Below are 25942 nucleotides of genomic sequence, written 5' to 3' on the forward strand. Positions count from 1 at the left end.
AGGAGATTTGAGTGGGAATTCTGTATGAACGAATCGATCTCGTTGGATGGGGAATTGGGTTATTTGTCTTGTTTAGCTTGATGGCTTTCAATGAATTCAGTCGCACGACTAAATGGGGAGGAATAATGTTATTCTTGATAGTCCCGACTATACTGACCCTATTTGTTTGGCCGACTACCGCAGCACCAGGGAATGAATATGGAACGGGTACTTGGTTCAACTGGGTGAAAACATATTCTGCTCTCGCCGGCTGTCTCGGTTTCATGATTATTCGATATCGGCCCTCGCTATTACGAAAGAAATGGGTCTTATTCTTTCCACCGGGGATTTTGGCACTGAACATTTTAGAAGCTTGTATCCGAGACTTTCAAGTATACTTCTATAACGTTCCCGATGGCGCTTATATCGATCACCTTTGGGTCATGTCCGGACCTTGGAATCTAATGAACGGTTTTGCCGGATTATTGAACATCATCGCCATCTGCGGATGGGTTGGAATCAATATTTCGAAAGATCAATCAAAAGATATGATATGGCCCGATATGATTTGGCCATGGATCATCGCCTATGATTTATGGAATTTTGCTTACGTTTATAATTGTATCTCTGACCACTCGTTTTACGCGGGATTGATTCTGCTCCTTTCGTGTACCATTCCTTCTTTCTTTATTAAAAAAGGAGCTTGGTTGCAACATCGTGCCCACACGTTGGCTTTATGGATTATGTTCGTCATGACAGTTCCGGCGTTCGCCGACCGATTAGCTCCCGTACCGTCGACACATAACCCGAGAGCTTTCTTTATCGTCAGTCTGCTCTCCCTCTTATTCAACGTGGCACTTGTCTCCTATCAATTTTATCGGATCCGTCAACGACATCTTCATCCACTCAAGGATGAGCTTTATGTTGAAACGAAGGCATATCAGACAGCTTTGAGTCAAAACGGGCTGTCTTGAAATAATTCTTGCCAACCCCTTCTCAACATGTTAACTTTTATATTGTTAACGTTAACTGAAAAGGGGTTTACATATGAAGATTCAAGATATGACTCAAATCGCCTTCGGCGCAGCACTCATCGCAAGTATCGGTTTCATCGAAATACCGATTGGACCCGTTCCGATCACCCTTCAAACACTCGCCATCATGACCATCGCCGGCATATTCGGTGCTCGAAAAGGATTTTTGGCAGTCATCGTGTACCTCCTGCTCGGCTTGATCGGACTTCCAGTATTGAGTGGTCAAGGAGGTCTCGCACCATTTGTAGGACCAACTGTCGGATATTTAATCGCCTTTCCGATTGCAGCGCTCTTCATTGGCTGGTTCAGCGAACGCTATCGCTCCATTCCAGCATTGATTGGTTATAACTTTTTATTCGGTCTAGGGCTCGTCTACTTACTCGGAAGTATCGGACTCGAGATCGTTCTCGGTATGTCGTTCATTGATGCGCTCAAAGTTAATATTCCATTCCTCTTCGGTGACGCTTTGAAAGCAGTGCTCGCAGCCATATTAGCTGTGAAAATTTCTCAGAACGTTCAAGTTCGTCGTTCCCTCGCTTCGTAAAGGTTCGAACGTTTCACCCGTTTCCATCTGTGGAATAACTGTAGTATGGAAGGGGGTGTCCCGATGAGCGACTCGACGTTTAAAAAACGCTTACAGAAAGCGACCCACTTTTACCAACGCTCTGACAAAGGGCAGCGTCAAGGAATCGATAAGTCGTCTCATGAGAAACGTGACACAGATGCGTTTGAGCGAAGACTCCGTGAGGCTAAAGCGAAAGTTGGCGAGATTCAAGAAAACATTGACCATATTGCTAGACGTTAAAACCCCGTCCGAAGACGGGGTTTATTTTTTGCGTGGTCGAATGAGGAGGGTGACGATGAACAGAAGCGCTAATGTGACGAGAAGTGCAAGTGATGCCGTATTCCACCCTATCAAATTCAACCCTACACTGATGGCGACCGTGATATAAAATCCACCGAGCGCTTTTTTGACGTGCTGCGAGCTGAAACGTTGTAGCTGTTTCGCCCCAAATGGCGATCCGATCATGGCACCCGCAATCAGAGCAAGACCGTGCAGATAATTCGTTTCAGCACCTGCCACCGTATAACTGATGACACCGGATACGACGATGAGAAGCGCTGCCGTAATACTCGTTCCGACCGCACGCTTCATCTCTGTGTTCAACAACTTGACCTGAAGAGGAGTCAAGACGAATCCACCGCTTACTCCCATCAACGAGGAGATGAACCCCGCGAACACACCGATGATCCCAAGGCGTGGTACAGAGTCCGTTCCGACGCTTCCTTCCACATGCTGTTTCGAACGAAAGAAAGAAACCGCAAAATATGTGAGTAATGCGATATAGACGAGTGAGATGATCAGTGTCGCCCCATCGACTCCTTCTAAATAAAAGACAAGCGGTGTGGCAATCCAGGTCCCGACAATCCCGAACACACCGATCCATAAGGCGTGCGACACGTTCACGTTACGCAAACGGATATGCGAGATCGTTCCTGCCGTCGTTGATCCGAGCGTCAACATCAGGCTAAGGGCAATCGCCGCACTCGCTTCATACCCGAAGACAAGAAGAAGTGGTGTCAGTAAGATTCCACCACCAATTCCAAAGAATCCACTCAAGATTCCGATTAACGTTCCTAAAAGGAGAAACTGTAATACTTGTAAAACGTCCATGTTGTACCCTTCTTTCATTGGTCTCGTCTGCAATCATATCAAAAAGGGGCGTCGAATGCGCCCCTTTGCTTACAATGACCGTTCTAGAAACTCGAATATTTGTTGACGATATTCATTCTGGAATGACTGGTACGATCCGACATGACCTTCGTTATCAGTCACCCAAAGTTCGACGCGTTCTTGTGCTTCAGCCAATTTTTCACTTTCAGAAACAGGAATCGCATCATCGCCTTTACTGTGGATCAATAAGATAGGAGCCTCAATCAACTTGATATCCTGAATAGGAGATACGACATCGGCATCGAGACCGGTGAACCAAGGGGTCACAGTCATGATGACGGGCGTGAACGGAACGTTCGGCAAGTCACTCCATACCGGAAGATTTGTCTCGAGATAATTTCGTAAATCACTAAACGGACTGTCGGCGATGACTGCAGCAACTTCGACATCATCAGCTGTAGAGAGTGCTGTCGCCGCTCCCATTGAAATCCCATACAAGACAACCGGTCCTTCTGAACGACCTTTCGCATATTGGATGGCCGCTTTTAAATCGGATTGTTCTTTAGCGCCGACCGTGACTCGGTCACCCTCTGATATCCCTGAACCGCGAAAATCGAACGTTAAAAATTGGTATCCTTGTTCATGAAATTCTGGAATCAACTCTTTCAACGGTAAATCTTCCTGTTCACGGTTCTTCCCATATCCGTGGGCAAAGACGATGGTCGCACGCGGCGTAGGATGAGGAATCCACCATCCGTATAAGTCATATCCTTCCTCCGATTCGATTGTCACATTCTCGTACTTCAAACCAAGTGATTTCGGGGTGTATGTCAATGTTTCCCGCTCCGGTGACGTCAACTGGTCCCCAATATGAGCCGAGATTCCTCCGATAGCCAAACCGGCAACGAGTAAAATGATGAGTACCGCAATACTCAATAGTTTCATCCAACGATTCATCCGTAACTTCCCCTCGATTCTATTTACTCTATCTCAACCAGCTACGAAGCGCGATGAGCGCATGTTGGACTGGTTCCCATGTGCTAGACGGAATGAGATAACATGTCGCTTCATGGATAGAAAATGTTCGCACATCCTTTTGTTTGACGATGTTCTCGCCGATTGCGCCAAACGGATCGCTGTTCACATCGACATGTTCAAATGTACGCCACTTTCGCTCCCCTCGTTCTATAACAGCACAACCGAATGATTTGGTCGGGCCATCAATTCCGTACTCGGCATAATGCCAGAGTGTCGTCGCATCGAGCGGAGACCCAAGGTGAAGGATTCGTGCGTTTCGCTCAATCATTCGCTCGATAGGTGAACCTGGACCGAACCCGACATCGATGGTATGACCGGACACGATGGCTTCAGCCCCATCGCCCCAGGCGGCAACAGACCACATCGGATGGGAACTACGATATACGTGCGGATAGCTTCGGAACAGTTCCGGCACACGTCCCATGCCACGTGTCGCTGTTTTATCAGCTTCGTACGGAGGCATCTCCGCGCGAATCGTCTGCCACCATTCCACGGGGACAGGTGGCGCTTCCCATTCAGCTGGGTCTGAATTGTCTCCGGTCTGGGTCGCCATCATAATCAACCCAGATGGACCGACCACTTCCTGAATCGCTTCAATGACGGTCTGCGCCCCTCCACATACCCAACCGAGTTTTGAGAGCGACGAATGGACAAACAACGCCTCTCCCGAGCGAACGCCGGCTTCTTTTAACTTTTCGATGAGACTCGACTTCGTCACCATCTTTTTCACAACCATCACTCCACAATCAGCTGGATCGACGACCCGCTTCTAGATTTTTTCACTTCAATCCGTGCATCGACACGGTCTTTCAATTCTTGGACATGACTGATGACGCCGACGAGCCGACCGGTCGCCTGTAAAGACATCAATAATTCAATCGCCTGGTCTAGAGATTCGGCATCGAGCGTACCGAATCCTTCATCGATGAGCATCGTTTCAAGACTGATGCCCCCACTCAACTGTTGGACCACCTCCGCAAGTCCAAGAGCGAGTGACAGCGACGCCTTAAACCCTTCACCGCCAGATAAATTTTGTACACGACGCGATCGTCCGGTATAGGCATCAAAGACGAGAAGCTCAAGACCAGATTTGGCATTCCCTTTCGCCGTCTCGACTTTCCGCTCAAGCCGGAACTGACCGCTCGTCATCTGATCCAAATGAATGTTGGCCGCATGAAGGATCTGATCAAAAAAGGCGGTTTGAACATATGTCTCAAACGTCATTTTCTGTGGGTTGATTCCCTTCCCCGTATCCGCAATCAATTTGATTGTCTCTAATTTCTGCTCTTCTTGCGCCGTCTGTTCGCGAAGGGTATTCCATTCCGAGATGACGTGTCTATGTCGAGACAAGGCATCTTGGGCTGTGATCAGCTGTTTCGACGCCTGCTCACTGCATTCAGCCACTTCCTTCACTTTCATCTCCATCTCGTGCAGGTCTGGTCGCTCCTGATTCTTCAGTTTTTCTTCAATCATCTGTTTATGGTGTCGGAGTCGAACACCTTCTTCCTCCTCACGTTGCAACTGTTCACGAATCATTGTCCGCTTGTCGATTTGATTGGCGTATGATTCATAGCGTTCACGCGTCAGATGTGATGCTTCTAGCTGATTGACCCAAATGGTCTGCTGGGCATCATACTGCTTCGATGCTTCAGTCAACTGTTCACGGATCAATGACAGTCGTTCTTCCTCTTTCCAAAGTGCTTTTTTCACCGTCTCAAACTCAAGGTCGTACGCTTCGACTTGTTTCATCAACATCGAGATGCGGTGCTCAAGGTCGGCTCGCTCGCGCTGCAACGCATCGAATGTCGTTTCTTCACTTTGACCGAGTGCGTACAGACTTTGTTGCGTCATTTCAAGTTCGGATACGACACGCTCCCGCTCTTCGAACTGTTGACGTCGCTCTTGCTCTAACTGTCGGATTTCTGCTGACAGTTGGCGAAGTGTCCGTTCGTTCTCTTGATGCATTCGTTCTTCCCGTTGCAATCGTTCTGCACGTGTTCGCCACTTATTGAGTTCTTCTGTGACATCGCCATTGAATTGAATGTCTTTCGAAGCTTGATCTAGTTCTTTTCGGACTGCTTCAAGTTGTTGATGAAGCGAACGATAATCCGCCCTCGCTTCGATTAAGCGTGTGGACAAATCATCAAGACGGGCCACGGCCGCATCCCGCTCCGTGATGTTCGTAACGGTTTCTTCGTGTTGTGGGATATCATGATGACGAGAACCGCATACCGGGCATGGCTCACCGTCTACAAGCGTCTCGCTCAGTTGTTTCGCTAGTATTAATTGTTCTTGCTGTGTAAACGTGGTGACCACTTCTTGTTGGGTCACGTACTGCCGTTGAACGTCTTTGCCCGTTCGTTCACATTCGTCGAGTTGTTTCGATAACTCACGCGCCTTTGTTTCAAGAGATGCCAGATGCACCAATCGGTCGACATGACGCTCGGCGTCGACTGCTCGTTCGCTAGGTTCAGACTTTATGCTGTCGACCAATCGCCGTTCTCTTTCTTGAAGTTCTTGTAACCGAACTTCTTTTGAAAACATGGCCAATTCTTTTGCACGATTCATCAATCGGTCACGAAGGGTCACGAGTGTGGCGCGCTCCTTGATTCTTGGCATCATCTCATCGACGATCCGAAGTCGCTCCTTACGAGAGATGACTTCTTCTTTGTCCGTTTCAATCGTTGGTTGTTGCTCCATTAACTTTGATTGAGAGGATTGCAAGTGCTCTAATTTTGTCGAAGAGGTCTGTTCTTCCATCGTCAACCGACGCACGAGTTGCTCTAACTCCTGTAACCGTTCAAAGACTGGACGAATGTTTGCCGCCACCTCTAAATTTGTTAGCAGTTCACGTGTTTCATTTCGAATCGATTCACCGTTTAAAAAGATTGCAAGTGCTCGATCGGTTTCTTCTCGCTCCTTGAACAGCGTGACGAGTGATTTTGCTTTCTCAAGCGCTTCTCTTGCCTCTTCCAGTGCTGTCGCATACAGTTGTTTCTGGGTTTTGGCCGTATCACATGTTGTCATCAGATATTCTTCACGCTCGTCAAGCCAACGTTGAATCTCCTCGATGGACTGGGTCGACACCTCTTCGATTGCTTCATCTTCGAGCTCTAATAACTTGAGTCGCGTCCGCTCGACCGCCCATTCCACTTGTTTTCGATACGCGCTATAGCGTTCACCCCACTTCTCCTGAAACGTACGATATGCCTCTGTTTTGAAAATGGATTGGAGGATTTGTTGTTTTTCATTCGAGTTCGAGTCGAGTAATTGTCTAAATTGGTTTTGAGGGAGCAACAAGATTTGACTGAACTGTTCATACGATAATTGTAAAATCGATTCGATTCGTTCTTGTACCTCGTTCACCTTCGTCGCCAGCGGCTTCCAACCGTCCTCCCATTCATAGAGGATGGCCTCGTGCGGAATTGGCGTCTTATTTTTCGGATGAGGTTGTTGCGGCTGTCTTACGATCCGATAGCGGTCACCTCGAATCGTGAACGAAAAATCTACTTCCGTCTTCAACTCAGGTTGTGCATACTGGCTTCTGAAGTCACTAGCATTTCGAAGCGACCCACTCGCCCGGCCATAAAGGGCAAACGTCATCGCATCAAAAATGGTCGTCTTCCCGGCGCCCGTCCGACCGCTGACGACAAACATCGAGCGACCAACCAACTGGGTGAAGTCAATCGTTTCACGTTCTGCATACGGTCCAAATGCTTGAATCATCAATTCAACCGGTCTCATTAGTCATCACCTTCTTCTATCATTTGCTTCACGGCATCTGAGGCAGTGCGATCATGTACGGCCTCAAAAAATTGGAGATATACCTCTTCTACTGACTGTCTTTCGAGCGTCTCGCGTTCAAACGTGGATGTCTGCTCCTGGCGACGTAACAGTTCCAATTCAAGATGAAGGATATTCGGATAGACAGTCCGAAGTTTCGCCATCGGATCATGAAGCGCCGTATCATCGGTCAATACAATTTTAAGGTAATCATCTGTCTTTTGTTGCTGATAATAAGTTGGGGCAAGGAGTTCGTTCAATGTTCCGGTGAGTTGTCGCATATCCCGCTCTGGTGTCAAGGCACGGCGACGACGTGTCCATTGACCGTCCCATTCCAGAACGTCGACGGATTTTTCATGATTGACCTCGGAAAACGAATATTTCATGAGCGACCCACTATATGCAATTCTTTCTGATTGAATCGCATCACGATTATGTAAATGACCTAATGCCGTATACGAAAAAGGCTCATATAACCCTTTTGCGACCTGTCCTGCCGTGCCAACAGATAGTTGACGTTCTGAATCCGTCTCCAGTCCTCCCGCTACAAAACTGTGACCAATCGTCACGGCATCTTTTTCGATCATACCGAAAGCTTCAATGACCGCCTCCAGTGCATCATGATGCGTTCGAATCGAGTCGATACCGAGGATATGCCGTACACGAGCCGGCTCAAGGAATGGAATCGGATAAAATGGGACTCCCGCTACATCAAGGGGACCAGATGTCGGGTCTAGCTTACCGACGATGTGAAGTCCTACTTGTCTCAATAACTTCGAACTATATTCGAGACGTTCTGCCGAATCATGGTTTCCGGCGATGGCTACGACTGGTATTCCGCGGTTCAAGACGAGCTCTCGCCACATCTCATCGAGTAAATCGACCGCCTCGACGGGAGGGACGGCTCGGTCATATAAATCCCCTGCGATGATGACCGCATCGGGTCGTTCCTCATCTACGATTTGTAAAAAAGAATGGAATAAGATATTCCGTTGATCTTCTGTCATATGTCGACCGTGGACGATCTTACCTAGATGCCAATCGGCCGTGTGAATCCATTTCATCACGTATCACCTCTCTTTCCTATTCTAGCATGAGTCATTCGTATGATTCGACGTCTTGACACCCGTTTTTGAAACAGCGAAAGTAAGAGGAGAGGAGGACTTCAAAATGAAATCATCAACATGGCAAACTTTTTTTCAATTATTCAAAATCGCGAATCCTCCGAAAAATCTATTTGTCGGAGCCATTCTGATCTCGCTCCTTCAAGCCGTCGCCTCACTGGCCATTCCGCTCATCTTGCAGCGTGTGGTCGACCGGTGGAGCAGCGACTTATTGACACCTGAATGGATCATCTATTTCGTCATCGCATTTTTGATTCAGGTCATCACGAGTGCCGTTTCGATTTATTGGTTACATATTGTGGGGCAACGGGTCGTTGCCAATTTACGCACGACCTTGTGGGACCATCTCGTCAAACTGCCGATTCCATACTATGACGGCATCAAGTCGGGGGAACTGGTGTCTCGGTTGAACAATGATACGACGACGCTTCAACAGTTGTTATCCGAACAAAGTGTCAGGTTGTTGACCTCCCTCGTCTCGGTCATCGGCGCCGTCGCCATCTTGTTCACACTCGATTGGCAAATGACACTCGTCATCTTGTTCTCTGTTCCGACCACACTCATCATTGTCATACCGCTCGGACGGAAGCTTCGGATTATCGCAAAAGAGACACAACAAGAACTCGGAAATCTTTCCGGCTTCTTCGCCGAACTGCTCGGTGAGATTCGACTCGTCAAATCACAAGCGACGGAACAGATGGAAGTGAAAACCGGCAAAGCAAAAATCGAGACACTGTTCGATTACGGGGTGAAGGAAGGACGAATTCAAGCGATCCTCATTCCCCTTCTCAATGTGACCTTGACCGGGATGTTGATTGCCATCCTCGGGTTCGGCGCATATCGAGTCTCGACCGGAGCTTTATCAACGGGCGAACTACTCGCCTTCATGCTCTATCTCTTCCAAATCATCACGCCGCTCATCACGATGAGTGAATTTTTGACAAGGCTTCAAAAGGCGCGTGGAGCAACGGAACGGATTGCTGAGTTGCTCGAAGTCCGTCCCGAACCATACAGCACACATGAAGAAATGATTCATCAGACGGCACTCTCATTTGAAGACGTTGCTTTCCATTATGGCACTGAACCCGTCATCCAAGGATTGACACTTCAAGTTTCACCAGGGGCGACAACCGCCATCGTCGGACGGAGTGGTGCAGGGAAAACGACACTTTTCTCACTTGTCGAACAGTTCTATTTACCGACGGCAGGGACGATTCGATATGGAAATCGGGAGATTCAAACATACGGGCGTGATACTTGGCGTCAAATCATCGGATATGTCGCTCAAGATTCACCCGTCCTTTCGGGATCTGTACGGACAAACATTGTGTACGGACTTCGACATGAAACGAGCGATGATGAAATCAAAGAAGCCTGTGAGATGGCCAACGCATGGTCGTTTATTGAAACGATGCCTGAACAGCTCGATACGGAGATTGGTGAGCGAGGTATCCGTTTGTCTGGCGGGCAGCGACAACGACTTGCTATCGCGCGAGCATTGTTACGAAATCCACAGATTTTATTGCTCGACGAGGCAACATCAAGTCTAGATTCAGAATCAGAACGCGTGGTCCAAGAAGCGTTAGACCGCCTGATGGTCGGACGAACGACGCTTGTGATTGCCCACCGACTCTCGACTGTCAGACATGCTGACCAGATTGTCGTCTTAGAAGACGGACAAATCAGCGGAATCGGGAAACACGAGCAACTTTTAACAGAGAACGCACTATATCAGCGACTCGTTTCACAACAATTATTAGGGGGACAAGCCACATGAAAACAATCGGATTTATCGGGCTCGGGGTCATGGGCCAATCGATGGTACGTAATTTGATGAAACACGGATTTGAAGTACAAGCATACACACGGACGAAAGAGAAGGCAGCTGCACTGTTAGAGGAAGGTGTGACATGGTGTGATTCGGTACAGGACGTTTGCCGAGACGCCGATGCCGTCATCACTATCGTCGGCTATCCGTCTGATGTCGAATCCATCTATTTTGGTGAAGGAAACATTCTTGATTCGGCAGAACCAGGTACATTATTGATCGACATGACGACGTCCTCACCGAAACTGGCTGAACGGATAGCTGAGACAGCCATTGAGCGGAGTCTCCTCCCACTTGACGCACCAGTAACTGGAGGCGATGTCGGCGCCAAAAATGGAACGCTATCGATTTTAGTCGGTGGGGGTGAATTCGCCTTCAATAAAGCGAAGCCTTTATTTGAAGCGATGGGACAATCGATAGAACGAATGGGATACGCAGGAAGCGGTCAATATGCGAAACTTGCCAATCAAATCGCCATTGCCGGAATCATGATGGGGAATGCCGAAATGTTAGCGTTCAGTAAACGAGCTGGAATTGACCCAGAGGCACTCGTTCGTACGATTCGTGGTGGGGCAGCAGGTAGCTGGACGCTTGAAAACTTGGTTCCACGCATGATTGTCGAAGATTATGCACCTGGCTTCTTCATCAAACACTTTATCAAAGACATGACACTTGCCATCGAGAGCGCACACGAGCTACAAGTGACATTACCAGGTCTCGAGCTCGCACATCGCCTCTATTCAATTCTTGAAAAGAATGGATACGGAGAGAATGGCACGCAAGCACTGATCGAGTATTATCTTCATCAAGACGTTTGAAACCGGATGTTTGTGGAATTAGTAGGAGTGAAGGAGGCGATTTTCGTGCCATGGAATATGAAAGACTATCCAGAATCACTGAAAAACTTCGATCCACTTGTAAAAAAGAAAGCCATTGATATCGCGAACGCATTACTCGCGCAAGGCTACTCTGAGACGAAAGCGATCCCCATTGCCACCGAGCAAGCAAAAAAGTGGCATGCGGATGCGTCGGAAGAGGAAAAACAAGATTTTGAAGACGCCCCAAACCCCAAAAAGTCAGATCAGCACGGAACATAAAACAACCGGTCGGGTTATCCGACCGGTTGTTTTGCTTGATAGGAGGCATTTAACTCTAAATAGAGTCCAGAAATCGCCGTTTGAAGATATGGTGTGACAAAGATATAAGCTAAGCCTCCAGTAAGAAGGACGAGCGCATACCATCCGATAAAACTCGCATAGAGCTTTAACATCGTCTGTTTGTGCCCTTTCATCATTTGGCGGCTTTTTCGCATCGCCTGGAATGCAGATAGGTCCGGCTCATCTCGCATGATAAATGGCGCGATGCGATACGTCAAATAGAACCAGACACCAGGTACAATCAGGAAAAGCATCAGAACGTTTAGACCTAAATAGAATACCGCATAATAGACCACGGCACGTGAATAGTCTTTAAGTGACCCGAACGATTCAATCAACAATCCGAACGTTGGCTTTTCATCTTTCGCCACCTGGAGAAACACCCAATTTTTCCCGAGCTCGATAGGTGCGAGCAGAACCGTCGCCCCGTAAAGAAGCGCCACCGATGTCAAAAGAACTTCGGGGTCGTTCGCCGAGAGATCAAGTCGGGTCGTGATCATCGCTTGAATGACCATGACAGTTAAGACGACGAGTAATGAAATGCCCCACTTCCCTGATAGCATTCGTAGCGCATATTGTTTGTAAACGGAAGATTGCATGAATTCACCTACATTTATTGTTTTCTCTCATTATAGCAAAAAAACAGTCTTCCGACTGTTTTCCGCATTGGCTCATCCAAGAAGTTGTTTGAACTTCACTTCATCGAGCTGTCCATTCGTTCGTACGCCATTTCCTATGTGTACCATCGCTACGTCAAGACGTTCTTGAAGAATCGGTAACGTTTCCACCGTGATCCCTGCACCAGGCAAAATTGTCATCTCGGCCTGTTCCTTCAAGGCTATCAAGGTTTCGATTCCTTCTAGTACAGTTTTGGCACCGCCTGAAGTAAGGAGAATATCTACTTCCGGATATTCATTCAACACATCCATCGCTTCAAAGACATCACGTGATGCATCGAAGGCACGGTGGAACGTGAGCGTCATTTCCCCTTTGTGCTTGATCACTTCCCCTAAGATCCGCTCGTCAATCGCGCCATCCTGTGTCAATGCACCGAATACGATTCCATCGACACCTAGCTCACGGCATAGACCGATATCCGCAAGCATAGTCTCGACATCATCCTCATTGAAATGGAACGAATGTGTATGGGGTCTTATCATCACATGCACCGGAATCGACACATGTTCGACCACATTTCGAATCGTTCCAAAACTTGGTGTGATGCCCCCGTTTTCCATATCCGCAATCAGTTCGAGTCGTTTCGCACCGAGTTGCTCAGCCTGAATAGCTTCCGTTAGTGTAGTGACAATCACTTCTACATTCATTAAATCGCTCCCTTTACGGTGCGAACTTCCAGTCCACACCATGTTCGGCTAAGACGCCTTTGAAATCTTGAGGCTCCGGAAAATCAGAGATAATCGCCGTCACCTTCGAAAAATCACAGACGCGATACCGTTTTTGTTGATTTAGTTGGGTATGGTCCGTCAGTAAGAACGTCTCGCGACTTTGTGACATCACCGACTGGGTGATACTGGCGAGGCCGAAAGCGTCACATGTTAAACCTAGTGATGCGTCGACCCCTTCGACGGACAAAATGGCAAGGTCGAACATGTATGTCTGTAGTTGCGCCAGGACCTGCTCACCTGTCGTCACGAGATGTTTCGGGTCGATTGTACCACCTAATAGCTGAATTTCGCCACCAAGCACACCTTTCGCCCGCTGTTCAAACAACGCCTTCGCCACCGTCAACGATGGCGTCACGACCGTCACATTGCGACCACGTAACCGGGAAGCCACTTGCTCTGCCGCGACCCCGTGTCCGATATATAATAATGTATCATCTGGAATCAACTGAAATGCGGTATAGGCAATCCGACGAATTCCATCCATGTTTGCAATCACGATAGGCTGAAAGGACATGCTCTGATGAAGGACCGCTCCCCCGTATACACGTTTGATTCGATGTTCTTTTTCTAATTCTTCTAAATAACGGCGAATCGATTCCCCCGATACGTTCAAACGCTCGATCAACTCGCTTGTTTTTACTTTGCCTTCTCTTTCGATCCATTCTACAATTTTCTGTTTACGCTCTTCACCGATTAAAGACACGTCCCTGCCTCCTCCACAATAATCTTTCCTTTTCTAGTGTAACGAACGCATGTAAATTTAACGTAAATTGAAAGTAAAGAACGAGCAAATCCAACATGTTTTTGTTTCTTTTTTGTGTAAATCAACGACAATACACAAAAAAAGGCACGCCCTTCACGGACGTACCTGCATGAGTCATGATTTCGGCTTGTGTTGAAACAGCGGAACTTTTGGTTCTTTTCCAGCACGTATACGTTGCCAATTGGTACGATGCTTAATAATAATGAACAATGCGAGTGGCACGATGACGATCAGGGGTAACCAATCTTTCGTCACGATGCTATAAGTCGTTGCCGTCACCAGTCCTACCACGGCGGCAGCCATCGAGGAGAGGGATACCATGCGCGAGGTGAGGAGAGTCACGATGAATGTACCGACGACGACAAAGAAGAACCATGGGAAGGCTGCCAACAAAACACCACCGCTCGTCGCAACCGATTTTCCACCTTTGAATTTCGCAAAGACAGGATAAGAGTGTCCAATCACTGCCGGAATCCCGGCAAGAAGCAGGCTCATCTCGCTTCCGAACAGTAGAGGCAGCAATGCAGCGACAAGACCTTTCCCCATGTCACCGAGTAAGACGAGGATTCCTGCCTTCTTCCCTAATACACGAAACGTGTTCGTCGTTCCCAGATTGCCGCTCCCATGTTCTCGAACGTCTACGCGATAGCCGAGCTTGCCGATGATGAGGGCAAACGGAATGGCACCAAGTAAATAACTTAAAATAATAATCATGATTTCTGTCACATATGGCATCGCAATTCCCCTTATTTCACAAATTCCGCAATATAGCGATCATATGGCTGATTCAATGCATGTACCTGTTTCGCATGCTCAATACCGATATAGCGTAAGTGCCATGGTTCGTACATATATCCGGTTTCTTCCTCAAAGGCTTTTTGGTAACGGATGATAAATCCATACTCGTGAGCATGATCTGCCAGCCATTTTCCTTCAACCGTTTCACCGAGACTTTGAGTCAGTTGATAGTTGACCGAGGCGCTCGATACGTCAATCGCAAGTCCTGTTTGATGTTCAGAATGACCTGGTGGTGCGGAATATTTCATGGCTTGTTCTTTGCCATCTCGTTCGACATAAGCATTGAAGAGATTGACTTGATAGGCGTATGAACGGAACGCACTCGTCCCTTTCAAATCAATTCCTGCTGCTTTTGCACCTTTCATTAGACCTTCAATCGCCTGAGCAGCTTCTTTACGTAACATTCGACGTTCACCGACTGTCGAGTCGACAAAATCAATGTTCGCCTCTACCAAATCACTCGGCTGATAGTCGGCGGGTAATGCAATTTTCTTGTTTACAAGAATCAATTCATCTAATTCCAAATTGGCCACACCATCCGTTTCAATCGGTTGACTAGGTGCCACAGGTTCTTCCTCTACTGGTTCGGTCTGCTGTTCAGACTCGTCCGACGTCTCCTCCTCAGAAGGTGACTCGGTGACTGTCTCATCTTCACGATCCGAAGTCGGTTCATTTGGTTCTGTCTCTGGTTCATCTACTGTTGATGACTGTGTTGTTGGTTCTTTCGGTTCAACTTGCTCGTTTGTCGTACAACCGGCTAACATGAACGTCAAGGCGCCGCAAACCATCAAAATCGATGGATAACGCATGCGATCTTCCCCTTTCTAGATAACAAAAAGTACCGTCAAGATATGATACCACACTGACGGTACGAAGACAGAAGATTCTTAAACAGGGTTCATGACGTTCAAATACATTTCATGCCATTTCGGGAACTCTCGATCAAGTCGAATCGGTTTGAAGTCGCCTCGTTTGACGACGACATGCGTTGTAGTGGCTGTGCCAACAAGTTCTCCATGTTGATTCGTCAACTCATAGCCGTAAATCGTTCTGATTTTTGAATATTGATCGACCCATACACGAACATGAACCGTATCACCATACGTCACGCTACGCTTATAGTCCATGGATACATTTGTCACAGGAGAGACAAATCCCGCTTCTTCCATATCTTTATACTCGACACCTAGTTGTCGTAACAATTCCGTGCGCGCAATCTCTAAATAAACTAAATAGTTGGCATGATAGACGATGCCCATCATGTCCGTCTCTTGATACCTTACTGGGATTTGAACCGTGTGCATTGAATCATCCTTCTTTCCTACGACAAGTATATTATAACTTACTCTTAATATCTACTACTAATAATTGCTGGAGTGACACATTCTCATCCTCCGTCGACACCAAACGATAGGACTGACGAGCAATCGATTCATCGATAACAGATAGAGCGGTGCGCGCGTTCGCATGTTTGATTTCATGTAAGCGAGTAGCTAATGCTTCAAGCGCATCTTCCTCCATCACATATCCGAACTGACTTGCGTAATTTTTTGCGATGTCCACTAACTGTTCTTGCGTATAGTCAGCAAAATGAATCGTCCGTTTCATTCGGCTACTAAGACCAGGGTTGGATTCAATTAATCGGCGCATCGGACCTTCGTAACCGGCAAGGACGACGACAAGATTCTCGCCATGTTTCGGCATTTCATCAACGAGTGTATCGATTGCCTCCCGGCCATAGTCGTTCGCCCCGCCGTTCAAACTATAGGCCTCGTCAATTAGTAAGACGCCGCCAAGGGCGTCACGGATCGCCGCTTTCGTTTTTTGAGCTGTCTGTCCCACATAGCCACTAACTAAATCTGCACGACTGACGACATTGACATGGCCTCGCTTCAAATAACCTGTCCGTTTCAACATCTGTGCATACAGATAGGCAAATGTCGTTTTACCGGTACCGCTGTTTCCGGTAAGTGTCACATGGAGCTGGACCGGCGCCGTCTTCAAACCGAGCGCTTTTCGTTTCTTCTGTATCTTGATGAGTGCTTCAATTTCAGCCAGTTGTGCTTTTGCATCTTCCATGCCGACAAGGTCATCTAACGATGTCGGACTCGATTCATCATCTGGCTGATCAAAGTCTTCTTCAGTCAAGAGCGCCATTTCGTCTAACGGAGCATCTGCACCGAAGCGGGAACCCTTCTTAAACATCGCATCAAGTAAAATGTTATGGACAGTCCGGGCATTTCCGAACGTCGAGTCGACCCGTTCTCTGTCGATTCGAGCAAGAAGTGATCGTTTCGCCTCTTCCGTCAGCACGTAATTGTTCTCTTGTGCCACTTTCTCACCGATGGCGACCAATTCTTCGTCACGGTAGTTCGGTAACTCGTAGTGATTCGACTCAGGGAATCGTGAACGTAAACCGGGGTTCGCCAAGAGGAAATGACGCATTTCTTCTGGATAGCCAGCTAGAATGACGACGAACTTGCCAGCATATTCGCCACTCGTCATCGCGGCGACGAGCGTATCGATGGCCGCTTGTCCGTAATCACTGCCACTCGCATCCTGACGCTTCAATGCGTATGCTTCATCGATGAATAAGACACCACCCTCTGCCTCTTTCACCTTGTTCATTACCTGCTCTTCCGTTTGCCCAACATAGGCACCGACAAGGCTCGAACGGTCAGCCTCGACAAGGTCCGGGCGTCCTAATAAGCCGAGTTCAAAGTAAATCTCGGCCATGAGTCTTGCTAATGTCGTCTTCCCGGTTCCTGGATTCCCTGTAAAGACGAGATGAAGGGATGGTTGATGTTTTGAAGAAAAACCGGCCTTCTCTCGTTCTTTTTGGAAAAGGAGGAAGCGATACCACGCTTTTACACGCGCTTTGATGTCATCGAGCCCAATCATGTCTTCAAGTGATTCAATCGCACTTGAACGTGCCTCGGTCGGACGGTCTGGTAGTAGCTCACAAATCGTGTGTAGCCGTTCTTTCACAAGGGAAACGCGCTCCCCGAAACGATGAAACGCTTCACGACTGAAATAGTTCCCTTGCATGGATGCGAGCAAGGAGGCGGTATCATCTTCAAGAGATGCGACCTCTTGCATCGCTTCGATGATCGCTTCAAACAGGTTTTCCAATTGTCCGCGCCATTCAGAATCACGTAAATCAGACTTCGCAGTCTCCACCTCATCATGGAGTTGGTCAAGTTGATCGAGCAACGCTGACGTTTTTGACTCGTACTCTGTTAAGATTTGAACCTTCATCGAGGCGTAATCGGCCTCTCGTAAGGTTGGCCAGTCGATTTGAAGCGCCTGTTTCGAACGACGCAACTGCTCATTCAGTTGAAACAGACGAAGCTCTGGAGGAAGTGCGTTCATCGCCTCCAACTCTTTTACCCAGCGGTTGAGTAACGGGTCCATCGTTTCCTTTTGTTTGAGCCGATGTGTTGCGAGCAGCCGCAAGGAACGAATTAATTCTTCTTGGTGCTGAGTCGCACGAGACCAATGTGCGTAAGATAACAAAGCCGCCTCGTTTACTTTTTCTCCAGCTTCCCAGTTCGTCAAGTCCGTTTGAACTTGTTCCACTTGAATTTGTTTCATCTTGTTCTCCCTTTCAGACGACAAGGGAGCCGACATCATGTCTGCTCCCCATCGGATTATCTTGATTCAAACGATGTCATCCGAATCGAATGGAATAACTTTCCGTTATTCCGCGATTCTGCCGCGAGCAAGATTCGTTCATGCGCATCGACATAATATGTGACAGTCTCTTTATTTTCTTCTTCACTAAAAATCGATGGATAGTTTTCAATCCACTCTTTCGGAACGGTCTCAGCCGATTCTGATTTCACATACGCTTGCGCGGTACGTCCGACCAAATCGGTTTCGCCTTCACTTGAACCGAGCGTCCCGTCATCGAGCCATTTACGAATCTGTTCGTTCGTTGCACGTGACAAGAATGGATGAGGTGCGACTGCTCCGGAGTTCGTCTCCTGTCGAAGAACTTCTTCCCCGTCCGGATTGAACTCTAAGTAGGTCTCTCCATCCCATTCAGCTTTCGCGCCAACATTTGGACCCGTCACGACTTCAGATACAAAATATCCGTCCTCATCATACGTGACAAGATACTCTCGTTCTTCGAGCTCTTCGCCTTCTTTTGGAAGTTTGCGTTCTTGATATCCGATCACGACATTCGAGTAGAATGGTTCGACTTTCTCTTCCTCTTCCCCGCTCAAATCCATGAGCACATAGAAGTTATAAGCGAGTAATGCCCCGACAATGAGGATGCCGGCCAATATCACCCAGCTCAACCGTTTTTTTATCTGTTGTTTCATAGCCTATCCTCCTCGTTTCTTCACTTACTATCCTACACTAGCGAGAAGGACAAGCAAAATATTTTTGACCGAAAAAGGGCCTCATCTGAGACCCTTTCGAATTAACCTAGTTTATCTTCATCTTTCTTTTGCATCTCTAGCCATTTATCTCGTTCATCCGGTTCGTCGGTAAGATCCTTGAATAAGGCAATCATCATAAAGATGAGCACGAAGATGAATGGGAAGGCTGCGAGAATCGCAACAGCTTGTAGAGCATCTAATCCACCAGCATACAACAATACGGCTGCGATTGACGATTGGATGATTCCCCAAGTCATTTTAATCCCCATCGGCGGGACGAGCTTCCCGTTCGATGTAAGCATACCGAGGACGTATGTCGCAGAGTCGGCCGATGTAATAAAGAATGTCGAAATCAAGAAGATGGCGATTACACTGAGAAGCGTCCCAAAACCACCGAACGTTTCAAACAGTGCGAACAGCCCGACTTCAGTACCGATTTCGTTTACTTGATCAATTAAGCTATATCCTCCGAACAAATCAGCCCAGATGGCCGAACCGCCGAAGACGGAGAACCATAATAATCCGAATGATGTCGGGACAAGTAAGATTCCGATGATAAATTCCCGAATCGTACGCCCTTTCGATACACGTGCGATAAACGTTCCGACGAATGGTGACCAAGAAATCCACCAAGCCCAGTAGAAGATGGTCCAACCGTTTACCCATTCACGTTCAACGGGTTCAAAAGCGGCTGTACGGAAACTCATGCTCGGGAGCTGCTGCAAATAAGTTCCGACCGTTTGTGTGAACAAGTCGAAAATGAAAGCTGTCGGTCCCGCAAACATCGTCGCTACAAGTAGGACAATTGCCAAGAAAATATTCGTATTACTTAAGATTCGAATTCCTTTGTCAAGACCTGTCGAAGCACTGATCATGTAGAGCACCGTTACGACGGCAATGATGATCAACTGTGTCACGAAAGCGTTCGGTACCCCAGGGATGAGGTAATGAAGGCCACCGGCAATTTGTTGAGCACCAAAACCAAGTGAAGTCGCTACCCCGAATGCCGTCGCAATGACCGCAAGGATATCGACCGTTTGCTTCACGGGTTGTTCGTAGCGGTTATGGACGAGCGAACCGATCGTCTCCCCAATCGTCGCGGGACGACCTTTTCTAAACGTCGAATATGCGATGGCGAGCGCAATCATTGCGTAAATCGCCCATGGATGGAAGCCCCAATGGAAAAATGCATAACGCATAGCAGTCCGTGCATCTCCTTCAGGTGTGGGGGAAGCGAATGGTGGTGAGTGGAAGTGGAGCAACGGTTCAGCCGCTCCCCAGAAGATGAGTCCAATTCCCATCCCGGCACTGAATAACATGGCAAACCATGATAAATAACTAAATTCTGGACGATCTGTATCCTTTCCAAGTCGAATCGAACCATATCTTGAAAAGATTAAAAAGATGGCAACCAGTAAAAACCCGGTGGCGCTCAAGAGATAGAACCAACCCATCCCGTTTGAGAGCCAGCCTTGTAACGTACTCGTCACGTTTAATAGACTGGCATTACCTAATAAACTCTCGGGGAAAAGTCCCCAAATCGTAAATAAGCCAGTTATGATTGCAGATACGACGAATACGGTCGTCACACGGCTTTTTCGTTCCATAAAATCACTCCTATTTAATTTTCTATTTTCATATACGTTTTCCACCCTAACATACTTTTGAAACAAGTCACAACCCTATGTGTACATAAATGTGTTGTTTACCGTCCAATAGATAGGTGTCTTGTCATCAAGTTGTTTCTTTGGGCTCCAGTGAAACAATCAATGTTTCATCGACCACATAGTAAGGTCTTTTTGGCAACGTTTTTAAATAACCCCCCTCTCGTAAACGGGTCAAATCGAGTTGAAGCGCGTTCTGAAATTTTTGTAACGGTAATTTCTTCTCCTGGTCCATATACAGATCGAGTGCCCGTTGCACTTGATCCATTTCATAAATGAGGTCGCGTTCATCTTCCGGTACGATATGAAACGTCTCTTTTGACATGAAGAAACGTTGTTTCGGGATTCCCGAAAGGTGATGTTTCAAGCGTTTGGTGTCGATTTCTTGCGAGTCATCCAGTAGGACAGTGCGATTCACACCTTTTGGCAGTGTCTGTTCATATTCGTGAATCGCCTGACGCAATTCTGAAAGGGTGATATCAATTTCTCGATCCGGTTCCACCTCTTTTTGTTGCGTCAATCTTTTCCACCAACTCTTTCCGAGCTTCACTTCCTTATCCATAAGCGCACCCCTCCCTGTCTTCCTGTTCCCGAATCTTTTAAAACTTTCACCTTAAAATTGCATATTCATGAAAAAAACCTTCCTTTTTTCAAAGGAAGGTCATGGACTAGCACTTATTTCAATTTGTTACGGAGAACCATTTGCAGGATTCCACCGTGACGGTAGTAATCAATTTCAACTTCAGAGTCGAAACGAGCGATGACTTTGAACTCTGTCACCGTTCCGTTTTCATGTGTCGCTTTTGCGTTCAAAATATCGCGCGGACGTACAGACTCATCGACTTGAATATCAATTGCTTCTTCACCAGTCAATCCGAGTGATTCAGCCGATTCACCGTCTAAGAACTGAAGCGGGAGCACACCCATCATAACAAGGTTCGAACGGTGAATCCGCTCGAAACTTTGTGCGATGACCGCACGGATTCCAAGAAGATTCGTCCCTTTCGCTGCCCAGTCACGAGATGATCCCATTCCGTAATCATTTCCTGCAAGGACAACAAGACCTGTTCCCTGTTCCTTGTACTTCATAGCCGCATCATACATTGGCATGATTTCACCAGTTGGCCAGTACGTCGTAAAGCCACCTTCAGTTCCTGGAGCAACTTGGTTGCGGATACGAATGTTTGCGAACGTACCACGCATCATGACTTCATGGTTACCACGGCGAGAACCATATGAGTTGAAGTCGATTGGCTCTACCCCTTTAGAAAGGAGGTATTGACCGGCTGGTGTCGTCTTCGAGAATGATCCAGCTGGCGAGATGTGGTCGGTCGTAACCGAATCCGCAAACTTCCCGATGACACGTAAGCCATTCAATGCATGAACCTCGCCCGCTTCTGGTTCGAGTTGTTCGAAGAACGGTGGGTTTTGGATGTATGTCGACTCATCTGAGAAGTCATACAAGTTTCCTTCCGGAACATCGAGTGCGTTCCAACGCTCGTTACCAGTGAAGACCGTTTCGTACTCTTTACGGAATGCTTCTGGTGATACGACGTCTTGGACAACCATTTTGATTTCATCGTTTGATGGCCAGATGTCTTTGAAGTATACTTCATTTCCATCTTTGTCTGTACCGAACGAATCATTAATGATGTCGAAGTTGACTGACCCGGCAAGAGCGTAAGCGACGACGAGCGGTGGTGATGCCAAGAAGTTTGCCTTCACGAGCGGGTGAACGCGCCCTTCAAAGTTACGGTTACCAGAGAGGACTGACGACACGAGCAAGTCGTTTTCTGTGATCGTATCTTCGACTTCACGGTCAAGCGGACCAGAGTTTCCGATACATGTCGTACAGCCGTATCCGACCGTGTTGAAGCCAAGTTCGTCCAAGTAAGAAGTCAAACCAGCCTTATCCAAGTAGTCCGTTACGACTTTCGAACCTGGTGCGAGTGATGTCTTCACGTATTTCGGAACGGTTAAGCCACGTTCAACGGCTTTCTTCGCAACGAGTCCAGCACCGACCATGACGTATGGGTTCGACGTGTTCGTACAGCTTGTGATGGCTGCAATCGCAACATCTCCCGTACTCATGTCGACTGCGCCGTCCTCGTACTTGACTGTCGCCGTTTTGTCGAGTTCAGAACGGTCAAGTCCGAAGCCACTGTTTCCTGCAGGAGCACTCAAGCTATCGATGAACGATGTTTGAACGTCTGAGAGGTTGATTCGGTCTTGTGGACGTTTCGGACCCGCAAGTGAAGGCTGGACTTTCGACAAGTCGAGTGTCAACACTTTTGTGAACGTTGGATCAGCTTGATCTGGTGTATAGAAGAGATCATTCGCTTTAGAGTATTCTTCGACGAGTGAAATCAACTCTTCAGAGCGACCAGTCGTACGCATGTAGTTCAATGTTTCCGTATCGACCGGGAAGAATCCACATGTCGCACCATATTCAGGCGCCATGTTTGCAATCGTCGCACGGTCTGAAAGTGGCATCGTGTGGAGCGACGGTCCGAAGAATTCAACGAATTTCCCGACAACTTTTTCATGACGGAGCATCTCTGTCACGACGAGCGCCACATCTGTCGCTGTCACACCAGGGTTTACTTCACCGATGATTTTGACACCCACGACGTCTGGCACTGGGAAGTATGATGGTTGACCGAGCATGCTTGCTTCCGCCTCGATTCCTCCGACACCCCAGCCAAGAACACCGAGTCCGTTGATCATCGTTGTGTGCGAATCCGTTCCGACGAGTGAATCTGGATAAGCAACTGTACCTTCTGCATCATTCTTCTCGAGGACGACAGATGCCAAGTACTCCAAGTTTACTTGGTGAACAATCCCCGTTGCAGGTGGTACGGCACGATAGTTGTCAAATGCCGTCTGAGCCCAACGTAAGAACTTATATCGTTCTTCGTTACGTTCAAATTCGATGTCCATGTTTTTCATCAATGCACCAGCGAAACCATATGCATCTACTTGAACTGAGTGGTCGACGACGAGATCGACAGGAATTTCTGGGTTGATTTTGTTTGGGTCTCCACCGAGGTCTGCCATCGCTTTACGAAGTGAGGCAAGGTCTACGACCGTCGGTACACCCGTGAAGTCTTGAAGTACGACACGTGCCGGTTTGAACGGTACGTCAATGTCTTTCGAGACGTCGGCAGTGCCCCATTTTGCCAAGTTCTCGACATGTTCTTTCGTGATGGCACGCCCGTCTTGTTGACGGAGAACCGATTCAAGAAGAACGCGAATCGAATACGGAAGACGGCTGATGTCCGTCAATCCTTCTTCTTCCAATTTTTTCAAACGATAAAAATCATACGATTGCCCGTTCGCTTCGAACTTTGTCCGAGATGCGAAGGCGTCTAAAACATTCGTCTGTTCCATTGCAATTTCCCCCTTTTTGAAAGCGCCGACCACACGACAATGCGTAATCGCTTACTTTTCACATATTTATCATAATACAAGTATAGCGTGACGTAAAATACATTCCGTCACAAATTAGTCATAAGTAAAACTTATCAAAACTAAAACGACTTACTTCACAACAAAAAAACACCTCAGAAACGAGGTGTTTACATCTTATTCTTCCGTACCGATCTCTTCGTTGACGTCAAGTGCCTCAACAAGCGTCAAGTCATCTGCGTGACGCTCAGCGAACCGTTCATATGTGAACTCGTTCGCGAACAGGAAGACCGGACGTTCCCAACGGTCTGTAACGAGCATGTTCCGTGAATCTTGGAACGGTTTCAATGCCTTCAACTCTTTATCTTTGACCCAACGAGCAACGCTATATGAGACTGGTTCCATTCGAATATCGACGCCATATTCATTGTTTAAACGATATTCGAATACCTCGAATTGAAGTTGTCCGACCGCGCCAAGATAAATCTCGTTATATTCGTTGCGATACACTTGAATCGCCCCTTCTTGCGCAAGCTGTTCTACCCCTTTGTGGAAGTGTTTCGACTTGAGCGAGTTGACCGGCGAAACGCGCATGAACAATTCCGGTGGGAAAGTTGGCAGCGCCTCAAACGCAATCTTCTGCTTCGATGTGGTGATGGTATCTCCAATTTGATACGTCCCAGAATCATAGATCCCGATGACATCACCAGCAAACGCTTGGTCGACTGTTTCTCGATCGTTCGCCATCAATTGTGTCGATTGGCTCAATTTTATCTTTTTCCCAGTACGAGTGAGCGTCACATCCATCCCACGCTCAAACACACCTGAACAGATGCGTACAAAGGCGATGCGATCGCGGTGTGCCGGATTCATGTTCGCCTGAATCTTGAAGACGAATCCACTGAAGTCTTCTGATGTCGGATTGATTGGACCGACGTTCGACTTACGTGCCTCAGGAGCCGGAGACATCTCTAAATAGTGATTCAAGAACGCAGTCACCCCAAAGTCGACGAGCGCTGTTCCGAAAAATACCGGTGTCAATTTACCGCTCTGGATCGCCTCGACATCAATCTCGTTCCCCGCTCCATCGAGAAGGTCGATCTCATCGCGGAGGTTCATCAAGTTCTCTTCCGACAAATGATCGGCGAGAATCGGATCGTTCACTCCGTCCTCACCCAGTTGAAGTGTCGACTTCTCCCCACGAAACAAGTGGACCTCATTTTTCATTCGGTCGTAGACACCTTCAAACTGCATTCCACTTCCGATTGGCCATGTAATCGCGACAGAAGGCATGCCTAACACTTCTTCGAGCTCTTCCATCAATTCAAGCGGATCTTTTGCCTGACGATCCAACTTGTTCATAAATGTGAAGATTGGAATCCCACGCATCCGACAAACTTGGAATAGTTTTTTCGTCTGTGTTTCAATCCCTTTCGCAGCATCAATGACCATGACCGCGCTATCGACTGATGTCAACACGCGATACGTGTCTTCACCGAAGTCATTGTGTCCTGGTGTATCCATGATCGATACAACCTTGTCTTGATAGATGAATTGCATGACAGACGATGTGACCGAGATCCCACGTTGTTTCTCGATTTCCATCCAGTCAGATTTTGCGTGTTTTGAGTTTTTGCGCGCCTTGACCGTACCTGCCTCGCGAATCGCACCACCGTGCAAAAGTAATTTTTCTGTTAATGTTGTTTTCCCCGCATCCGGGTGAGAGATAATGCCGAATATCCGACGTCTCTCGACTTCCTGTTTCAATTGGCTCATATAGGATAGACCTTTCCTTTCTCGTCTCAGTTCATGCTTATTCTCGTAGCAACGCTATCTATTCTAACGAAATCAATTCGGTTCGTCTATCCTAATGGGACGTACGCCTTTTGCAAATGGA

At 47.5% G+C, this 25942-nt stretch carries 23 protein-coding genes; 6 read left to right on the forward strand and 17 right to left on the reverse strand.

Annotated elements, in window-relative coordinates; genetic code table 11:
* Positions 1-11 precede the first annotated feature (11 nt).
* The 3 genes from KNO78_RS04645 to KNO78_RS04655 all read left to right on the forward strand — a co-directional run bounded on the left by KNO78_RS04645 (position 12) and on the right by KNO78_RS04655 (position 1818).
* Positions 12-953 carry a DUF5692 family protein gene (locus KNO78_RS04645; RefSeq protein ID WP_214690829.1) on the forward strand — a complete coding sequence of 314 codons (942 nt, stop codon included), beginning with the start codon at positions 12-14 and terminating at the stop codon, positions 951-953.
* A 73-nt stretch (positions 954-1026) separates the two neighbouring features.
* Positions 1027-1557, forward strand: a complete 531-nt coding sequence (locus KNO78_RS04650; RefSeq protein ID WP_012726424.1) for a biotin transporter BioY — start codon at positions 1027-1029, stop codon at positions 1555-1557.
* 63 nt (positions 1558-1620) lie between these two features.
* Positions 1621-1818: a hypothetical protein gene (locus KNO78_RS04655; RefSeq protein WP_012726425.1), complete on the forward strand. Its 198-nt coding sequence runs from the start codon at positions 1621-1623 to the stop codon at positions 1816-1818.
* Positions 1819-1839: 21 nt separating this feature from the next.
* Here the strand turns inward: KNO78_RS04655 and KNO78_RS04660 are convergent, their stop codons facing one another.
* The 5 genes from KNO78_RS04660 to KNO78_RS04680 form a co-directional block, all read right to left on the reverse strand.
* Positions 1840-2688 (reverse strand): sulfite exporter TauE/SafE family protein, encoded by an 849-nt coding sequence (locus tag KNO78_RS04660; RefSeq protein WP_031423531.1) that lies wholly within the window; start codon positions 2686-2688, stop codon positions 1840-1842.
* A 69-nt stretch (positions 2689-2757) separates the two neighbouring features.
* Positions 2758-3645 carry an alpha/beta hydrolase gene (locus tag KNO78_RS04665; protein WP_047795254.1) on the reverse strand — a complete coding sequence of 296 codons (888 nt, stop codon included), beginning with the start codon at positions 3643-3645 and terminating at the stop codon, positions 2758-2760.
* Between the two features lie 28 nt (positions 3646-3673).
* On the reverse strand, positions 3674-4462 hold the full coding sequence (locus KNO78_RS04670; RefSeq protein WP_047795253.1) for an AAC(3) family N-acetyltransferase: 789 nt from the start codon (positions 4460-4462) through the stop codon (positions 3674-3676).
* Positions 4462-7470, reverse strand: coding sequence for an AAA family ATPase (locus tag KNO78_RS04675; protein ID WP_214690828.1), 3009 nt, complete (start codon positions 7468-7470; stop codon positions 4462-4464). The genes KNO78_RS04670 and KNO78_RS04675 overlap by 1 nt, the downstream gene beginning before the upstream one ends.
* On the reverse strand, positions 7470-8573 hold the full coding sequence (locus tag KNO78_RS04680; protein WP_214690827.1) for an exonuclease SbcCD subunit D: 1104 nt from the start codon (positions 8571-8573) through the stop codon (positions 7470-7472). Before KNO78_RS04680 ends, KNO78_RS04675 begins: the two co-directional genes overlap by 1 nt.
* Before the next feature lie 106 nt (positions 8574-8679).
* On the opposite strand from KNO78_RS04680, the gene KNO78_RS04685 reads away from it, so the two are divergent.
* Genes KNO78_RS04685 through KNO78_RS04695 form a run of 3 tightly spaced genes read left to right on the forward strand, consistent with a single transcriptional unit; the run spans position 8680 to position 11558 of the window.
* Positions 8680-10410: an ABC transporter ATP-binding protein gene (locus tag KNO78_RS04685; protein ID WP_214690826.1), complete on the forward strand. Its 1731-nt coding sequence runs from the start codon at positions 8680-8682 to the stop codon at positions 10408-10410.
* Positions 10407-11279, forward strand: a complete 873-nt coding sequence (locus KNO78_RS04690) for an NAD(P)-dependent oxidoreductase (protein ID WP_211782748.1) — start codon at positions 10407-10409, stop codon at positions 11277-11279. The genes KNO78_RS04685 and KNO78_RS04690 overlap by 4 nt, the downstream gene beginning before the upstream one ends.
* Before the next feature lie 45 nt (positions 11280-11324).
* Positions 11325-11558, forward strand: a complete 234-nt coding sequence (locus tag KNO78_RS04695; RefSeq protein ID WP_012726433.1) for a DUF2188 domain-containing protein — start codon at positions 11325-11327, stop codon at positions 11556-11558.
* A gap of 14 nt (positions 11559-11572) precedes the next feature.
* Here KNO78_RS04695 and KNO78_RS04700 read toward each other — a convergent pair whose 3' ends face one another.
* From KNO78_RS04700 to KNO78_RS04755, 12 genes are all read right to left on the reverse strand, one after another.
* Complete coding sequence (locus KNO78_RS04700) at positions 11573-12217, reverse strand: DUF975 family protein (RefSeq protein ID WP_031423519.1); 645 nt, start codon at positions 12215-12217, stop codon at positions 11573-11575.
* Between the two features lie 72 nt (positions 12218-12289).
* Positions 12290-12943: a copper homeostasis protein CutC gene (locus KNO78_RS04705; RefSeq protein WP_074036888.1), complete on the reverse strand. Its 654-nt coding sequence runs from the start codon at positions 12941-12943 to the stop codon at positions 12290-12292.
* 13 nt (positions 12944-12956) lie between these two features.
* Positions 12957-13727: a DeoR/GlpR family DNA-binding transcription regulator gene (locus KNO78_RS04710; RefSeq protein ID WP_012726436.1), complete on the reverse strand. Its 771-nt coding sequence runs from the start codon at positions 13725-13727 to the stop codon at positions 12957-12959.
* Positions 13728-13901: 174 nt separating this feature from the next.
* Entirely contained in the window at positions 13902-14522 is a 621-nt protein-coding gene (gene plsY / locus KNO78_RS04715; protein WP_012726437.1) for a glycerol-3-phosphate 1-O-acyltransferase PlsY, read from the reverse strand.
* An 11-nt stretch (positions 14523-14533) separates the two neighbouring features.
* Entirely contained in the window at positions 14534-15394 is an 861-nt protein-coding gene (locus KNO78_RS04720) for a M15 family metallopeptidase (protein ID WP_214690825.1), read from the reverse strand.
* A 78-nt stretch (positions 15395-15472) separates the two neighbouring features.
* Entirely contained in the window at positions 15473-15889 is a 417-nt protein-coding gene (locus tag KNO78_RS04725; protein ID WP_012726439.1) for an acyl-CoA thioesterase, read from the reverse strand.
* Between the two features lie 31 nt (positions 15890-15920).
* On the reverse strand, positions 15921-18179 hold the full coding sequence (locus tag KNO78_RS04730) for an AAA family ATPase (protein ID WP_214690824.1): 2259 nt from the start codon (positions 18177-18179) through the stop codon (positions 15921-15923).
* Between the two features lie 56 nt (positions 18180-18235).
* The gene (locus tag KNO78_RS04735; RefSeq protein ID WP_214690823.1) at positions 18236-18913 is read right to left on the reverse strand and encodes a hypothetical protein; all 678 of its coding nucleotides are present in this window, start codon (positions 18911-18913) and stop codon (positions 18236-18238) included.
* Between the two features lie 101 nt (positions 18914-19014).
* Entirely contained in the window at positions 19015-20580 is a 1566-nt protein-coding gene (locus tag KNO78_RS04740; RefSeq protein ID WP_159562395.1) for a BCCT family transporter, read from the reverse strand.
* Positions 20581-20707: 127 nt separating this feature from the next.
* On the reverse strand, positions 20708-21199 hold the full coding sequence (locus tag KNO78_RS04745) for a DUF3939 domain-containing protein (RefSeq protein ID WP_214690822.1): 492 nt from the start codon (positions 21197-21199) through the stop codon (positions 20708-20710).
* A gap of 113 nt (positions 21200-21312) precedes the next feature.
* Positions 21313-24027 carry an aconitate hydratase AcnA gene (gene acnA / locus KNO78_RS04750; protein WP_214690821.1) on the reverse strand — a complete coding sequence of 905 codons (2715 nt, stop codon included), beginning with the start codon at positions 24025-24027 and terminating at the stop codon, positions 21313-21315.
* A gap of 195 nt (positions 24028-24222) precedes the next feature.
* On the reverse strand, positions 24223-25821 hold the full coding sequence (locus tag KNO78_RS04755; protein ID WP_214690820.1) for a peptide chain release factor 3: 1599 nt from the start codon (positions 25819-25821) through the stop codon (positions 24223-24225).
* Positions 25822-25942 lie beyond the last annotated feature (121 nt).

This window comes from Exiguobacterium sp. s132 (assembly GCF_018617235.1).
Lineage (GTDB): Bacteria > Bacillota > Bacilli > Exiguobacteriales > Exiguobacteriaceae > Exiguobacterium > Exiguobacterium profundum.

What these genes read in the sequence shown, in the direction of transcription:
- KNO78_RS04650 (WP_012726424.1), top strand. Translation starts at nt 1,027, where the DNA reads ATGAAGATTCAAGATATGACTCAAATCGCCTTCGGCGCAGCACTCATC.
- KNO78_RS04655 (WP_012726425.1), top strand. Translation starts at nt 1,621, where the DNA reads ATGAGCGACTCGACGTTTAAAAAACGCTTACAGAAAGCGACCCACTTT.
- KNO78_RS04660 (WP_031423531.1), bottom strand. Translation starts at nt 2,688, where the DNA reads ATGGACGTTTTACAAGTATTACAGTTTCTCCTTTTAGGAACGTTAATC.
- KNO78_RS04665 (WP_047795254.1), bottom strand. Translation starts at nt 3,645, where the DNA reads ATGAATCGTTGGATGAAACTATTGAGTATTGCGGTACTCATCATTTTA.
- KNO78_RS04670 (WP_047795253.1), bottom strand. Translation starts at nt 4,462, where the DNA reads ATGGTTGTGAAAAAGATGGTGACGAAGTCGAGTCTCATCGAAAAGTTA.
- KNO78_RS04675 (WP_214690828.1), bottom strand. Translation starts at nt 7,470, where the DNA reads ATGAGACCGGTTGAATTGATGATTCAAGCATTTGGACCGTATGCAGAA.
- KNO78_RS04680 (WP_214690827.1), bottom strand. Translation starts at nt 8,573, where the DNA reads ATGAAATGGATTCACACGGCCGATTGGCATCTAGGTAAGATCGTCCAC.
- KNO78_RS04685 (WP_214690826.1), top strand. Translation starts at nt 8,680, where the DNA reads ATGAAATCATCAACATGGCAAACTTTTTTTCAATTATTCAAAATCGCG.
- KNO78_RS04690 (WP_211782748.1), top strand. Translation starts at nt 10,407, where the DNA reads ATGAAAACAATCGGATTTATCGGGCTCGGGGTCATGGGCCAATCGATG.
- KNO78_RS04700 (WP_031423519.1), bottom strand. Translation starts at nt 12,217, where the DNA reads ATGCAATCTTCCGTTTACAAACAATATGCGCTACGAATGCTATCAGGG.
- KNO78_RS04705 (WP_074036888.1), bottom strand. Translation starts at nt 12,943, where the DNA reads ATGAATGTAGAAGTGATTGTCACTACACTAACGGAAGCTATTCAGGCT.
- plsY (WP_012726437.1), bottom strand. Translation starts at nt 14,522, where the DNA reads ATGCCATATGTGACAGAAATCATGATTATTATTTTAAGTTATTTACTT.
- KNO78_RS04720 (WP_214690825.1), bottom strand. Translation starts at nt 15,394, where the DNA reads ATGCGTTATCCATCGATTTTGATGGTTTGCGGCGCCTTGACGTTCATG.
- KNO78_RS04725 (WP_012726439.1), bottom strand. Translation starts at nt 15,889, where the DNA reads ATGCACACGGTTCAAATCCCAGTAAGGTATCAAGAGACGGACATGATG.
- KNO78_RS04730 (WP_214690824.1), bottom strand. Translation starts at nt 18,179, where the DNA reads ATGAAACAAATTCAAGTGGAACAAGTTCAAACGGACTTGACGAACTGG.
- KNO78_RS04735 (WP_214690823.1), bottom strand. Translation starts at nt 18,913, where the DNA reads ATGAAACAACAGATAAAAAAACGGTTGAGCTGGGTGATATTGGCCGGC.
- KNO78_RS04740 (WP_159562395.1), bottom strand. Translation starts at nt 20,580, where the DNA reads ATGGAACGAAAAAGCCGTGTGACGACCGTATTCGTCGTATCTGCAATC.
- KNO78_RS04745 (WP_214690822.1), bottom strand. Translation starts at nt 21,199, where the DNA reads ATGGATAAGGAAGTGAAGCTCGGAAAGAGTTGGTGGAAAAGATTGACG.
- acnA (WP_214690821.1), bottom strand. Translation starts at nt 24,027, where the DNA reads ATGGAACAGACGAATGTTTTAGACGCCTTCGCATCTCGGACAAAGTTC.
- KNO78_RS04755 (WP_214690820.1), bottom strand. Translation starts at nt 25,821, where the DNA reads ATGAGCCAATTGAAACAGGAAGTCGAGAGACGTCGGATATTCGGCATT.